The organism is Trichocoleus sp. DQ-A3 (genome assembly GCF_039961975.1).
Taxonomy (GTDB): Bacteria; Cyanobacteriota; Cyanobacteriia; order Cyanobacteriales; family FACHB-T130; genus FACHB-T130.
In genome coordinates this window covers 109,955-125,635 of sequence record NZ_JAMPKC010000003.1, presented here as the reverse complement: position 1 = coordinate 125,635, position 15,681 = coordinate 109,955, and the positions used below count along the sequence as shown (strand labels likewise).

Annotated in this window: 8 protein-coding genes; 1 reads left to right on the top strand and 7 read right to left on the bottom strand. The window is 44.3% G+C overall.

Annotated features, from left to right (window positions below; genetic code table 11):
* Positions 1-25: 25 nt before the first annotated feature.
* Positions 26-1,006, bottom strand: a complete 981-nt coding sequence (locus NDI44_RS06905; protein WP_190410529.1) for a methyltransferase domain-containing protein — start codon at positions 1,004-1,006, stop codon at positions 26-28.
* A gap of 338 nt (positions 1,007-1,344) precedes the next feature.
* On the bottom strand, positions 1,345-2,634 hold the full coding sequence (locus NDI44_RS06900) for a mannosyltransferase family protein (protein WP_199304712.1): 1,290 nt from the start codon (positions 2,632-2,634) through the stop codon (positions 1,345-1,347).
* Positions 2,635-2,810: 176 nt separating this feature from the next.
* On the opposite strand from NDI44_RS06900, the gene dxr reads away from it, so the two are divergent.
* Positions 2,811-4,007 carry a 1-deoxy-D-xylulose-5-phosphate reductoisomerase gene (dxr, locus tag NDI44_RS06895; RefSeq protein ID WP_190410897.1) on the top strand — a complete coding sequence of 399 codons (1,197 nt, stop codon included), beginning with the start codon at positions 2,811-2,813 and terminating at the stop codon, positions 4,005-4,007.
* Between the two features lie 35 nt (positions 4,008-4,042).
* Here dxr and NDI44_RS06890 read toward each other — a convergent pair whose 3' ends face one another.
* From NDI44_RS06890 to NDI44_RS06870, 5 genes are all read right to left on the bottom strand, one after another.
* Complete coding sequence (locus tag NDI44_RS06890; protein WP_190410528.1) at positions 4,043-4,852, bottom strand: methyltransferase domain-containing protein; 810 nt, start codon at positions 4,850-4,852, stop codon at positions 4,043-4,045.
* A 466-nt stretch (positions 4,853-5,318) separates the two neighbouring features.
* Positions 5,319-9,455, bottom strand: coding sequence for an NACHT domain-containing protein (locus NDI44_RS06885; RefSeq protein ID WP_190410527.1), 4,137 nt, complete (start codon positions 9,453-9,455; stop codon positions 5,319-5,321).
* A 287-nt stretch (positions 9,456-9,742) separates the two neighbouring features.
* Positions 9,743-14,038: an ATP-binding protein gene (locus NDI44_RS06880; RefSeq protein WP_190410526.1), complete on the bottom strand. Its 4,296-nt coding sequence runs from the start codon at positions 14,036-14,038 to the stop codon at positions 9,743-9,745.
* 4 nt (positions 14,039-14,042) lie between these two features.
* Positions 14,043-15,287 (bottom strand): NACHT domain-containing protein, encoded by a 1,245-nt coding sequence (locus NDI44_RS06875; RefSeq protein ID WP_190410525.1) that lies wholly within the window; start codon positions 15,285-15,287, stop codon positions 14,043-14,045.
* A 59-nt stretch (positions 15,288-15,346) separates the two neighbouring features.
* Positions 15,347-15,667 carry an FHA domain-containing protein gene (locus NDI44_RS06870; protein ID WP_190410524.1) on the bottom strand — a complete coding sequence of 107 codons (321 nt, stop codon included), beginning with the start codon at positions 15,665-15,667 and terminating at the stop codon, positions 15,347-15,349.
* Positions 15,668-15,681: the final 14 nt, after the last annotated feature.

The following is a 15,681-nucleotide window of genomic DNA, read 5'->3' as shown; positions in this document are numbered from 1 at the left end:
CCCAACTCAACCTAAAAGTCGAATGCTAAATCTTTTGACACTTTAAATAAAAAGAATATCCTTCATCAGGATATTCACTCAATCCAACTGCATCAATCAGTTCTAGGCGACTAAATCTTCCCGTTCTTAAACTAAAAGGCATCGGGGAGACAGCCTTTTTATCTACGACTTTAAACCCAAATTTTTCTATGTTGTTAATTAATTCTTCTGGACAGTATTCGATTTTATGTTCTGGATGAACAAAACCCATTTTAACTTGTAAACGAGTAAGTTTTCGATTGGGAGTATCTAAACAAAAATAGCCTGCCGGTTTGAGGACACGATGAACCTCCATATATACTTTTTCCGCTTCGTTTTCTGTAATGTGTTCAATACTCTGTCCTGACCAAACTAGATCAATTATTTCATTCTCAAATTTAGATAAATCCGTCATGGATTGATAATAATAGGTTACTTTAGTGCCTTGAGGCGTTGTTACTTCATTTGTAGGTAGGATAGCGGAACCGAACATTCTTTGTTCAGGAGGCAAATCAATAATGTGGACTCGATCGGGAATAGAAGGATACCCCATCGCTAGTAAGCTTCCTTCTATGAGATGACCAGCAGCACCCCCAAGATCCAAGATTACTTTAGCAGGAGGAAGATGTTCTCGGACAAGGGTTAAACGCGCTAAATGGTGGGAAAGAATTCCATTCGTTTTGAATAACTTTCTTTCAGTTTCAGCAGGAATCATCAAAAATGAAAAGACTAATGATGTCCGTGTTATTTCACCGGAATCTAGCTTTTTTAAATAAAATTGAACTTCTTCATCTAAAGGAGGTGAATTAATCAAATATTTATAAAGGTTAATTATATAGTTTTCATTATTTACTTTGATTTTGGTTAGCTGATAGAAGGAATTAACCGTTAAAAAAATTGAAATTAAAAGTAAGTCGAAGGGATAAAATATTACATACCTAAAAACTTTAAACGCTAGAAGCTTTTTGTTTCGTAATGAGTTTTCCATATTTTGAATCAAATATTAATCAAAAATAATTTAAAATGAAAATTAGAGATATATAGCAACTTTATTTGAGTTGTACGCCAATATTCGCCTTAATAGAGACGCGATTAATCGCATCTCTACAGAAGATCGCAAATTCTCAGGATTGCTATATAAAGCCATCGGATTAGTTTATTGTGAATTTAGCATACTGGTCGCGGTTCTTGTAAAACTTGGTTTAGTGAAAGTTGATTTGATTTTGATAGTGCAAAAATCACAGCATTTTAGGGAAATTTAATAGCTGGACGATCGCATTTGTAAGGGCGAAGATTTCCCCCCTCCTTTTGCCTTTTGGTTTTTTCTTATCCTGCCCAAAGGTGTTGGGCAAATCGAATCGATAGCGGAATAAGTAAGACGGTAAAGAAGCCGATCGTGGCATATCCCCAACGCGGGTGACGGGAAAGTAATAAGCCAAGCGCGATCGCAAGTGACACAATGCCGTAAGCAATCCGCCCAATCGACCAAGTTCCTCCGGAGGACAAAATTAACCCCAAGCCGCAAAAGCCATAAATTACGGTCACTAAACTGAGTTGATTCCGGAAGTGCCATAACAAGTAGCCACCCCCTACTAACGAAACCGTATTAATCAACGGATCGCCTGCTTGTAACCACAAAATTAACCATAAAACACAAAAGCCGTATCCGACTTTAACCGAACCTAATTTTTGACGGAATCGCCACAGCAAATAGGCACAGCCGACAAGGATTAAAAACAGTAGCGGATGCCAAGGATCTTTAATCCCGCCATACTTCCAATTCGCTGTACCAATCGAAATTTGCATCAGCATTTTCCACCAACCCTGCCAATCGAAACCAACTGAAGGTCGCCATCCTCGCTGTGCTTGAATAAACGCGAAAGGGTCTGCAAATCGAATCCAGCAATACAAACTAAATAGAAGCAACCCTCCCGCAGTCGCTAGACTGGCAACGTAGGCGATAAGAGGTCTGCGTTCTTTCCACGCTGCAATCAGAAAGGCGGGGATGAGGGCAATTCCGGTGGGACGGGTGGCAGTTGCTAATGCACCGCACAGGGATAACCAGGCATATTGGCGTTTATCAAAGGCTCGTAAAGCCGCAGTGCTGAAGAATAAAAATAGCCCTTCTGTGTAAATTACGGTTCCAAAGAGGGAAAAGGGACACCAAGCTAATACGGCACTTGCCCACCGTGCAGCACTTCTACCATGACGTTCTTCGACCCAAAAGTATACAAGAGCGATCGCTCCTAATAATGCCAAATTATTTACGAGCGTGCCTGCGACTTCAAACGGCAAGCCGAGGGTCATCACTCCCCGGATGAGTAAAGGGAAAACGGGGAAAAAAGCAACATTATGTCCTTGTCCGTCATTCGCGTATTCGTAACCAGAGACAGCGATCGCTCGATAATGAATGCTATCCCAGCCATCAAAAACTCCCCAGCCAGATGTAGGCATTATGTTTGAGGGACTTGGAAGTGCAGGGGCGACAGCCATCATTGCGATCGCAATGATGAGTCGGCTGCTTAGCCACATTGCCGTTGCGAAGACGAACCCATTCGCCCATATCTCCTTTTTTTCAACAGCAGTGGTTTCCACAGTTGCAGCGTATTTTTGCATAGATGCCCCACTCAGTTGATCTTCGCAATCCTATTGATTAACACTCATCCAGCCCACCTATTGAGGGCTTATGGTCAGTAATAATACCCCGATCTTTATCAATCCGCTCAGATGAGATGTTAAGGATGAACCCCAAGCAATTTATAGTGGAATTGCCCCTGAATCCTTAAATGATTGTGAAAGCGATTACTCTCCTTGGCTCCACTGGCTCTATCGGGACTCAGACGCTAGATATTGTGGCTCAAAACCCGGAAAAGTTCAAAATCGTGGGGTTGGCAGCAGGGCGCAACGTGCCAATGCTTGCCGCACAGATTCGGCAGTTCCGACCGGAAATAGCCGCTATCTGTCAAGAAGACAAATTGTCTGAACTGAAAGAAGCGATCGCAGACCTCGACCCCCAACCAATCCTGCTAGCTGGGGAAACTGGGGTCGTTGAAGTCGCCCGCTACGGCAATGCGGAAACGGTCGTCACCGGAATTGTCGGCTGTGCGGGGTTATTACCGACCATTGCCGCGATTGAAGCCGGGAAAGATATTGCTTTGGCGAATAAGGAAACTTTGATTGCGGGTGCCCCCGTAGTGCTGCCACTGGTAGAGAAACATGGCGTGAAGCTGTTGCCAGCGGACTCCGAGCATTCTGCAATTTTTCAGTGTCTCCAAGGCGTCCCCAAAGGCGGCTTGCGACGGATTTTGCTCACGGCTTCTGGTGGTTCTTTCCGCGATTTACCGGTCGAGAAATTAGCCTCAGTCACGGTTGCAGACGCCCTGAAGCATCCCAATTGGTCGATGGGTCGCAAAATCACCATTGACTCCGCTACGTTGATGAATAAGGGGCTGGAAGTGATTGAGGCGCACTTCCTCTTTGGCATGGATTACGATGGCATCGAGATTGTCATCCATCCCCAAAGCATTATTCACTCGCTGATTGAGTTGCAAGATACGTCAGTCTTAGCTCAGTTGGGTTGGCCTGATATGCGTTTGCCGCTACTCTATGCCCTATCCTGGCCTGAGCGAATCTATACCGACTGGGAACAGCTAGATTTAGTGAAAGCTGGGAATCTCACTTTCAAGGAACCCGACCATGAGAAGTATCCTTGTATGCAATTGGCGTATGCGGCGGGTCGTGCCGGGGGTTCGATGCCTGCGGTCTTGAATGCAGCGAACGAACAGGCAGTGGCGCTATTTTTAGAAGAAAAAATTCAATTTTTGGATATTCCCCGTTGCATCGAATCAGTTTGCGATCGCTTTACTTCCCAAAACCGCTCAACTCCTACTCTTGATGACATCATTGCCGCAGACAAATGGGCAAGACAGGAAGCACTTGAGGTCAGTCAGCAGTTGCACAAAGGTAGTAGCGCCGCAGTCATGCGTTAGGGTATTTCCTGGTCTTCCTTCAATCACTCAGCAACTCATTTTCTACCTCGAACAAAAAATTTTGTGGTGTCTTCCCAGACACCTTTCTCGGTTGCTAGTTTATCAATTTCTGCTCTGTACTCAACTTGAAACCGCTCTAATTGTTCCGGTGATAGTTCGGTCAACAACGGGTTGCCTTTAAAACTTAAATTAATTCTCTTCGAGGATAATTCGTCATTTCTTATATTGCGATACCGTCCAGACGGCTCAATTTTGATTTCGATATCTCTAAAACCTGCCTGTTGTAGCAAATCCCGACACTTTTCTGGAGTACCGAGTGTTTCGAGGATGTGTGGCAGCGATATGCCCAATATTCTAGCGCAGATAGTCCTGTAAACATCTCCCAGATAAGCCGTTTCAGGAGGACACGTAAATGCTACAAATCCTCCTGTTTTCAGGAAGCGATACCACTTTTTCAAACTAGCAGGAATATCAGTAAAAAGTATAATTGCCTCACAGCAAAAGATAGCATCAAAACTACCATCATTAAAGTTAATTGATTCTGCATCCGCCTCAATCAACTCGATGTTTTGTAAGCAAGCTGCTTCAACTTTAACTCTAGCTTGATGGAGCATTCCTGGAGACATATCTATGCCAATAACATTGCCTTCGGAACCCACTTTCTGAGCAGCAGGAATCGCTACTAGACCCGTCCCAGTGGCAACATCAAGAATTTTATCTCCCTTCTGAATTGGGACAAATTCAAGTAGGAGATTGGCTTCAAGTAGATGGCGTGTCCCTTCCTCGAAATCGTAGGCAGTTCTACTATTGTAAAATTCAATTACCTGTTGCTTGTAACTATTCATAATTCGATGAAGTTATCAACGTATGCAAGTACAGCAGTCCTATTTGAGTTGTAAAAAAGTAAACCGCTTTAGGACGCAGATAAAGAGAAGCCAGGATTTTGCAATTCTTAAAAGTGAAAGGATTGCTATATATAGCAATCCGATTTAATTGATGAACTCTTCTTCTTTCCTTTCGTGTACTAAGCGTCTTTGCGGTTCCTAATAAAAAATGTAAAAGGAGAATAGTTAGCTGAACTGATAAGGCTTGAACACCTTGATTTTATGTGCTAGTTCAGCGGAAACTCAAAAATAGTTAATTAAACTGAGGATCTTTTCTTGATTAAATCGCGTTCAGACCGAGAGAATAAAAACCTGAACTGGTAAATCTCTCATCAGACGGCTAGTTTGGGACACAAGCCAAGGACTCACACCTCCTACAGAATACTAAGACAGTACGATCACCCAAAAAGTCAAAGTCAGCCTGGGCCTAAAAGTAGTTAGCAACTTTCCTCCAATCTGGACGCACCCATCCAACAATACGCATCACCTCCTTGAATGCGGATAGTGATATTCCTGGTTCAAGCTGCTCAAAGATGGGTGAACATCTAGCCAAGATATGTATAAATTCGTCCAGAGTTTGTGAACGTATTTCCTGTAAGGCTTCGGAGAAATGCTGCTGTTGAGCGAGAGCTATGGCTAGGGAACCTAATGCCCATCTTCGTTTCTTTTCCTCTTCAATTGTCTGTATTGCCTGCTTGGCATCTCTAAATTGTTGAGCCTGAGCGAGTCCTCTAGCCAACGTCATGAGGGCTTCGTCTCGCTCCCTAAAATACTCCATGCTCTTTATGATTCTCCTCGACTCGGTAAAACACCCAACTTGAGCATTGACTATAGCAAGCTCTTTTAGGGCAGATTCTCGATATCTGGGTTCCTCATCCCATGCAGCATTCTGTGCTGCTGCGAAAAATTCATTGGCTTCAAGATGCCGTCCAATTTGAATCAACGCCTCGGCTAGAGACAAGAATATGCCTGTTCGCCAAATACCACTACTGATAGCTTCAGCCGCTTTTCCAGCTTCTATGAAGTGTTTAGGTTGAGCTGATGCGATCGCTAGTTCTTTCAGACTCCAAGCTCGTTGTTCTGCATCTGCGATCGCTTGTGCGATTTCCTCAGCTTCTACGAAATGCTTAATCTGGGTTAACGCTGTAACCAAGGCTCGTAGTGCCCATGCTTTCCATGTAGAATCTTCGATGGATTCCGCAACTTTCCTAGCTTCTGCGAGAAGTAATTTAGCATTTGCTCTGTCTCCGGCACGTACTAAGGCTACAACGACTGAACCTAGAGCATCTACCCGCTTCCAGTCAGTCTTAGGAATCGCTCGTGTAATTCTCTGAGCCTCTACAAATTGTTCGGAGTTAGCTAAGGCTTTGGCTAACTCGGATAGTGCCCACGTTCGCTTCCAGTTATCGTCTTGAATAGCTAACGCCACTCGTTCGGCTTCGGCGAAGTATCCAACCTCAGTCAGTGCTTTGGATAGCTCTCCTAATACCCAATCCCGATGTCCCACAACAAAATCTTGGTATCTATTATTTTTGACGACATCTGCCAAATCTTCAATGTCCGCAAAAATCTTTATGGCTTCTGCTCTACATCCTTTCTGGGCTAGTGAGATGGCGATCGCTTTCAGTGCCCATGCTCGCTCCAATGGGTTGTCAATAGCCCGCGCCAAATTTTCAGCCTCTAACACGCAACCGTGTTGGGCGAGTTTCGAGGCTAGAGTTCTTAGTGCAGATGTCCGGCTTGTATTGTTTTTGATCGCCTTTGCTGCTGCTAGGGCTTCTTGAAAAACCTTTTCTCCTAAAATTTTGTAGTCAGCCTCTACCAGCGTCATTGCCAAAGCTGCTAGGGCAAAGACGGGTTTTTCATCATCTTCAATGACTGGCGCGATCGCACCTGCTTCCTTAAAAAACTGGGTTGCTGCTGTCGGATTACCAGTTCTGGCGTGGACTAGGGCTAAAACCCTCAGCATAAATGTCCGTCCACTATTATTTTGCATCATGTCAGAAATCCTCTCAGCTTCAGTGAACTGCTCCTCTTGAGCTAATTCTGCTGATAAAGCTAATAAAGCTTTTTCCCTCGCCCAATCAACCTCAATCGTCAGAGCAACCCTTTCGGCTTCTGTGTACTGCTTGGATTGAACGAGCGCTTCAGCTAAGGCTTGCAGGGCTTCTCCTTGCTGAAAGTCGTAATCAATAAAACGTGCTAAGGTTTCCGCTTCGGTAAATACAGCTTTTGCTTTGGTTCCCAATCCAGCTTTCAGGAGAGCTGTACCCAATTCACTCAATGCTTCAACGCGCCTCTGAGGATTGTTAATAATCTGGGCAACGGCTTCTGCTGCATCAAGATTCATTGCTTCTATATGTGCGCCAGCAATCGCCTTGAGTAACCATGCCTGTTCATGGTCATCTGGCAAGGACAGTGCTTGTTCTTGGGATTCTGAAAATAGTGTTTTTGATTTTTCTAGCTGGTTGGCTTGGGCTAAGGATGCACCTAATGTTGCTAGACTCCAAGCTTGCCACTTGCGATCTTCTATGGCGCGTGCAGTTTCTTCGGCTTCTAGAAAATAACCTGCAAGAGCCAGGGGAACAACCAGTTCTTTTAGTGCCAAAGCTTGCTGACTTTTATTGTCAATCTGGAATACAAGCTGTCTTGCCTCAGCAAATATTGTCTCTGCTGCCCCCTTGCCTTCCACCTGAGCCAGAGCATGGGCGACCGCTCCCAGTGCCGCAACTCGTGCTTTGAGTTCCTCAATAGAGTAAGCTGTTTCTTGAAGTTCGTGCAGTAGTGAAGGGTAAGGCTGACCTCTTTGGCAGAAGAGTTTGTAAAGGATAAATAGACCCCAAAAACGCTTCTGAGCATTAGTCCGTAGGCGAACGTGATTGAATGCCTCAGTTTCCCGCCCCAGCCAAACTAACGTTCTCAGATCAATGTCCTCATAACGATTGCTCCTTTGCCCTACGACCTGGCGTGCGGTGTGGAGTTGGATGAGGATAAGTAATTGGGACGCGGTCAGTGGATCGGAGAAGTCATTAATTGCTAAATCCAGGTCGGCTGCATAAGATGCATCGCCGTTGCAGTGAATAAATTTCGCCTCTAGCCACTTAGGGGATGATGTTAATAGGCAATACAGTTCTTCTTTACGATCGCCCTCAAGCAAATGATACGTCAAATGGTTGTAGGCATAGCTGTCCAGATGATGCAAATCTAATGTTTCTAGGGCTTGAGATGGTTGCCAATAGTGATAGGTGATTTGTTGGTGGAACTCCTGGACTGGAAGGTAGTAGGGATTATGTCGAGTATTTTTTCCAAGCGTAAGAGATCGCTTCCTGAGAAAGTCAACCACTGACTGGTGATAGAGCCGATACTGGTTCCCTTCCTCTTCCTGTTTTGTTGTTGATTCAACTTCTTCGAGGAATTGCCGCAGGTCAGTGAGACACTTCCAGACAAGAGACTCAGATTGTTGGGTGAAGGCTTGCAGTTGGCTTAGAGTGAGACTGGTACGTGCTACAGAAAGAATTCCCATGAATGGCGCGTAAGTTTCATGCCAATCTTGTTTGCCCAGTTCAATGACTCGTTCCAGGGATTGGTAGTACAATCCATCGAGTCCTTCTGGCAATCCTTCCAGATCGCAGAGCGATCGCTGCCCTTTGGCGATCGCATTTAATAGAAAACTGACATACAGGAAATTGCCTTCTGATTTTTCAGCGATTTGTTCAATGGATTGTTTTCGCTGTTGAGGTTTCAAATCGGCGACAAGGACTGATAGTGGCTCATCCTGAACGAACCGTTTCTCTATATATTTCTTAACGTCATGCTGATTCAGTTGATTGAACTCTGAAGCTGACAGGTAAAGCTCTTCTGTGTCTAGAAACTTGGTTTCAATTCGTGATTCTTTACGGCTAGTCAGAATGAATCGAATTTGAGGGGGGAGATTCTCTAGTTTTGAGAGCAGATCGACAATACTTGGTTTTCCTTCATGGGTTAGTGCTTCGTCTAACGCATCTACGAGAATGGTAATTGGCTGGTTGAAGCCGTTTTGGTAGATGTACTGGAGTGGGTTCAAAACCAGTAGATTGAATGCCTCTTGAGCGGTCATCACGCCTGAAACATCCAGGTTATTGATGACCACGTTCTGAATGGTGCTGTTTGTGACTGTTCCTAGATTTTGAGTCGCCTGAATATTGACGTGTTTTGTGTCAATATTGGCTAGGGCAATTGCATAGTCTTGAATCTCGGCAAGTTGTAGTGCAACTGATTTGCAAAAATTTCTGGGATCGACTGAGGTGCTGTCGCGAGCAGAGCAGATGTGAATGGCATTAAGGAAACTGGGTAACAAATCCGGATACAGGGACTCTTGGCTTTGGGAGAATTGAGTGAGGCGTTGAGCGATCGCTGTCTTGCCACTTCCGGGTTCCCCAGTCACGAGGAAGTAGCGAGAAGCATTGGGATTGGATAGCCAATCATAAATCTTTTGGAATACCCACTCTCGACCTGTGAAGTTAGGGGTGCGAGTGCTCATGTATTCAGTAAAATCGATTCCTGACTTGAAGTTCAGTAATGCCATCCGTACATTCAGATACTCTTTATTTTACTGTGTGCAATCAACCCGACTTAATATGAGGAGAGTAGCCGCAAATCTTACAGTAAGTAGGTAGGCGCAAATAAACGAAGGCATATAAATAAATTTTAATTGATTAAAATCCTCTTTCCTTCTGCATAAAAGCCCTTTGCCCTCTGCCTTGCCTCAACGACAAATATTAATGCCTACCTAGTTATCAGCTAGAAGGGAGTGTTTATGATTTCTTACTAATGGGTATGGTAGCAGGATTGCAGCCTAGAAAACGTATTGTATCACCACCATCGTCCCACATTTTCAATGACTCCAGCAGTTGCTTCTACCTCTTCTATACTGAGTGTAGGAATAATGGGAATCAATGCGCCAATATCTGAAAGTAAATCTCTACGTGTACGGTTTGCTGAGAACCGAAGCGTTTGGCTCCAGACTGGGTGAAGCTGTTCAGCAGGAAGATTCTTTAAGTAAGGAATGAATTTCTTGAGTACCTGTATTCGGTATTCATGATTTTGAATGTTTAGAGTAATTTCTAAGGCTTGCTGTAGTAAAGAGGTCGGTAGATGAGGAATTATCCTAGTTAGCATTTCTTGTCGGTTTTCCTCATCTGGAATAGTTTGAATTGTACTCAGAACTTTCTGCCAGAGTTCTTCTTGCTCAGAGACTTGTAAGTAAGAAGACACATTGGCAAACGTCTTGATTTGACGTGCAATTTCTTGAATTAATTCTGTATCCTTAATTGCCTCAGCAGCATTAAGTACCTTTTGCAATACTTGCTCACGTTTGTCTCCCGACATCAAAGGAAGTAATTCTGCCAACATTCGTGCTCGTGAATAATCGTCAGCGATAGATTCAGCCATATCTAGAGCCTGCTGTAAAGCGTCTTTCCCTAGACAACCTAGATACGGAGCCAATCCAATCAGTGTTTTTACCTTCTCAATCTTGCTGTCAATACTTAGAGCCGCTTCTAGTGCTCGACCATGAAGAGTGGTAGGTAAGTAGGGAGCTAGTTTGAGCAGCGTTTGTTTCAGAAAATATCCATCTCTTACTTCAAAAGCAAACATTATTGTTCTCATGGCTTGATTATTTGCATCAGGCTGATTTGCGATCGCAATGTTGAGTACGTTCTCGCAAACTTGCTCTTGTATCAATTTTGGTAGTGTTGGGATTAGTTGAAGGAGTGCCTCTACCTGAAGCAATGGCTCCATTATTGAAATCGTATTGAGGGCTTCCTGTTGTAGATAATTCGGTAAGTAGGAAGCTAATTTAGCTATTACTATTGTCCGAATTGCGTGATTAGACCAAATTACGTTTACCATTTCTTGTTGAAAAATTGGTAACAAATGGGGAACCAATTCAATCGCCAACAACGGCAGCAAAGTAGTTAGCTCACTTTCATTCGTCTCAGTTTCATGATGTCGATTATAAACAGACACAATCTTTATCACCACTTCTCGTTGTAGAGATTCAGGGAGGTTAGGAGCCAATTTAGCAAGCATCCATACCTGTTGAAATTCATCTTGAAGTTCCAAAGCGTTGTTTAAGGCTTGCTCTTTTAAAGATTCTGGCAAATACAACTTGGGACCGAGCAATCCTCCTTCTCCGTAGCTCTCTCTCTCTTCCTCTCCTATTTCCTGATTTATACCAAGTGTTTCAAGGCTCATTTGAGAAGAACTATCTTCTAAGAGAATGTTCAAAGTATCTTCCACTGCTTCTGATAACAACGGGACTGACAGGTAAGGAAGCAATGCGATCAGTATTTTTAAACCGCTATCAATTTTACGAATAGCTTCCAAAAGAGGCCTGTGCATTGCTGTTGGCACATGAGGAACTAGTGCAAGCAACTCCTGTTCTTTACAGTTCTGATCTTCTATCTCATCCATCACAAAAATTAAAGCAAGTTGCCACATTTGCTCGTCGAACTGTAAAGGTAGATAGGAAGTAAATTTAGTTAGTATCCATACCTGGTATTTCTTATCTTGTATTGCTAAAGTACTAATTAATGCTTTTGACAAAAGCACTTTTGACAACTGGGGAGCTAATTCTGTTAATGCTCGTGTTCGTTCTTCATCATCTTGAATCGTTAAGGCAGTATCTAAGGCTTGTTGTACTTGCTCTTCAAGCATAGGAGATGAGAGAGATTCGGAGGAACGTGCAGGTGCTTGCTGTGTTTGCTTTTCACTATATTGGATTTCATTGACATCGTTACTCACAGGTGTTTCCTGTAAAGTTCCTGGAGTGTAAGATTCTAATTCATGCCGTAGCTGTATTCGACTAGCCTCGTGTGTGATGTCTTGAACATCCTTCAAGGCTTGTTGTAATGCTTGCTCCTTCAAATCCTCCTGTAAGCAAGGAATTAATGCGGCAAGAGACTGTGCTCGCCAATGCTCATGATTTTCTTCATGCTGAATGGACATAGCAATCTCGAAGGCTTGCTTCTTTAAACTCTCAGGCAGAAGAGGAGCCAGTCCAACTAGTACCTTTGACCGAAAATACTCTTTAAGTTTCTGAGTTGCATCTAGAATATTTGATAGCAAAGATTCTGGAAGGTAATGGGCAATTTGCACCAGAGCCTGAGCTTGATACTCTCCTTTCAATTGGAAGATAGTACTCAAGGCTTTTTCTTTCAAGGTATCTGGGAGATGAGGTATTAAACCTGTCACCGCCTGGATTAAAAAGTATTGATTTTCAAGCGTAATGGCAATATTAAATGCTTGAATCTTCAAATTATCTGTTAGATGGGTAGCTAAACTTATCAGTGAGCGAGTTCGATCCCGCTCGTTTGAAATTGACTGAATAGTAATGATGATCTTCTGTAGGGCTTGCTCATGGAAAGACTCAGGTAAGTGAGGCAACAAATCTATCAGACCTATAGAACGCCGATAGGGATCTGGAATTTGTGCAGTATAGGTTAATCCTTTAGTGGGAGACCAAATCTTTTGGGATACTGCTGCAATTAATAAATCAGCAGGGATGTTTTCAGCTATGCTATGAATTGAGGCAGTCATCAAGGCATAGCAACATTGCAAAGCGATCTCAGCTTTTTCCTCAACAACCATAGAGGCTGTTTCAGCTTGACTCCATGCCAACGAAACATCCGATAAAAATCCACTTTCATCTTCAATACTCTCTTTAGCATCAAACCAGGCATTGCGTTGATCGGAAGTTTCTAGAGCGAGTAAAGAGTGGAGTTCTTTTACACGATTAGCTTGAACAAGATGCTGAGTCAAATACCGCAATCCATATTGATCGATCGCCTTCAAATCCTGCCAAGATTCAGATTCCTTCTCAAAGCAGCCAATAATGATATCATGCTGCTCCTTTACATCACACCAAAAATCTTGATTCTGCTTTCTGTCGAGCAAATACTCTCGCAGCGATTGGTGAAAAATTGCGTAGCGCTTTTGTCCCTGCTCATCCTCTGCTTCATCCAAAAACTGCTGCAAAATACCGATCGCATCTTGCACCTGCTGAGAATCAACCCCTGTAAACTTCACCAACCGTTTTTGAGTGACTGCCTCCTGAGTAACAGTCAGTGTTCCTAAAATTGACTGATAGCGATCGCTCCACTTGCGGAAGGGGCAGCGATGCCGGAGAAATCGTTGATAAACTTCATTGAGGGTTTTGGGTAATATAGACAGGTTTTTCACAGATAGCTCACCTGTGCCAATCCCATCCATCAGCAGGCGAGTGTACAGAAAGTTGCCCTTGGAAAGCTCTTTAACTTCCCGTACTAGGGTTTCAGCAGAAAGCTCAGCCTGCTCTAGTCGAGCCTGGAATTTTAACTCAGGCTGTACCACTAACTCCTCTACCCGACTTTGCACATATCGCTCAATATCCTGCAAATTCTGTGCTAATAGTTCCTCTAACTTATAGAGTTGTAATGACTTAAACTGAAGCGAATTCTCAATCCCCCGACGTGCTGTGAGGATAAACCGAATCCAAGAGGGTAGCCCATCTACTTGAGACAGGGCTGCCAGCAGTGTTGCCATGTTGTCTCTTCCGGTTGTGGTCACTGCCTCATCCAGCGAGTCAATCAGAAGCACTTTCAGCGTTGGAAGGGGTTCGTTATGTTCGGCATAGAGGTCAGGGAGTGCTGCCAGTGGTGCCCGCAGCAGAATCTCTAGTTCGTCTCTGGGGTCGCTCTCTTTGAGATTCTCAATGTAAATGCCCGTCACCTGGCTATTACTGAGGGACTCAATGTTGATGTTGACATCAATCCGCAGGCGAATCGGGTCAATCGTCTTTGCTAGAGCTTCACCGTAACGCGGCAGAGTCTTCCCTAGTTGAGCTGCCAGCGATCGCAATACTCGCCCTGGTCTAACTGTTTCCACATCCCCAGCCCGACAGAAGTGATAGGCGGCGATATCACTACGGATTTGGGTCAGTTTAGCAGCGATCGCACTCTTGCCAACGCCTGGTTCACCCGTCAGCAGGTAGAACTGCTCATCGCCCTGTTTCAACCAGCGGTCAATCTGCTCAAACAGCCATTCTCGTCCGGTGAAGCGTTCGGTCAGGCGATCGATGTAGCGGGTAAAATCAATAGGAGCCAGACGATTGAGTGCAGAGGAAACCATTCCTTTACTCCAGGTTCAGTAAGTACTCTCGCAACGAGGGATGAAAAATGGCGAAGGTTTCATGGGTGTCCTCGCCTTCCCCAATGCACCCGACATCCAAAAATTGTCTCAGTCCCCACAAGTCTTGCCGCACCAACCTGGGTCGAATTCCGGTCAAGCTGACTAACTGGTCTTCAGTCAATGGTTTCTGAGCGCTTGCTAATACCTTCAGGATTTTTTGGCATCGTTCCGCCAACTCATCGACTGAAAACCACTTTGATAAATCCTTGGCGTAAGTTTCAGCCAAACTTTCAGGCAAAACCGCTAAATTGTTCAACGAGTGTTTTCCAGCTTCGAGGTCATCGAGTAGAAATCGGACGTAGCGAAAGTTACCCATTGAAAGCTGGGTCAACTCATCCACCAGTGTTTGGGAGGACATCTGAGCTGCTTCTAGCTGTTTCTGAAAAGCGAGTTCTGCAAGTCGTTTCTGGATGTAGTGCCGAATATCTCCCAGATTCTGCTGGGACATTTCCTCCAGCTTGTAGGGTTGGAGGGGTTCAAACTCTCGCAACACTCTCCGGTCTGGACGCGAGGTGAGAATAAATCGAACCCAGGATGGTAAACTTTCATCCTCCAACAAGGCGGCTAGCAATGTCACAATGTCTTCATCATCCTGTGCCGCGTCTTCGGTTGAGACTGCCACATCCAGGGCATCAATCAGGAAAATTGCTCGTTCTGGAGCAGGCTTGTGGCGCTCGTCGTAGATTTTAGGCAACGCTGCCAAGGGTGCCCGGATCAGAATATCCAGTACATTCTCCAAGTCTTCCTTTTCCAGGTCACTTGGATTCAGGTTTTCAATGTAGACTTCTCTAATCTTGCTATCACTGGCTTGCTTAACCTGGATTTTGACATCAGCTTCCAAGGTTGCCTTAATCGTATTGAGCAACGCTAGACCGTAGTCTGGGACAGTTTCCATCAGTTGAGCTGTAAGCGATCGCAAAATCCGTCCCGGTTTCAAGGTTTCCAATTCTGCGGCTTGACACAAGTGATAGGCAACAATGTCCTTGCGGGTTTGAATCAGGTGAGCTGCGATCGCGCTTTTTCCCACTCCCGGTTCTCCAGTTATAACCAGAAACCGCTGGTCTTTTTGTTGGAGCCAGTGGTTTATTTGATTGAGAACCCACGTTCGACCAGCAAAGCCGTTGGTTAATTGTTGAATGGAGTCGGACAATGCGATTGTGGTCAGACAAGTTGCAGAAGATGCGGGCATAGATGAAAGAGTTTTAGAAGAAAGAGTCTCTAATAAATTTTCAGGAATTAATAACTGTTCTAGTAGCAATAAAGGGCTGTGGCTTGAGAGCTAAACGTTATAACATCACCTTCCTTCAGCTCCTGGGATTGAACCTTCTCCCCATTAATCAAAATTCCATTGCCGCTACGTCTACCTCGCAAATTACCATCAACAATTCGATAGCTGTGGATGTCACCTTTTTTGGGCAACTGAATTAGAGTAGCGTGCAGGCGAGAAACATCGGTCGAAACCAGCCGAATGTCGCATTTGTAGTCTCTGCCAACCAAGTAAACTAACTGTCCAAGTGGGATCTTGCGTTGTCCTTCAATATCATTGATAAATAGGTAGGGCTGAGGCATGATAGGTAATTTAT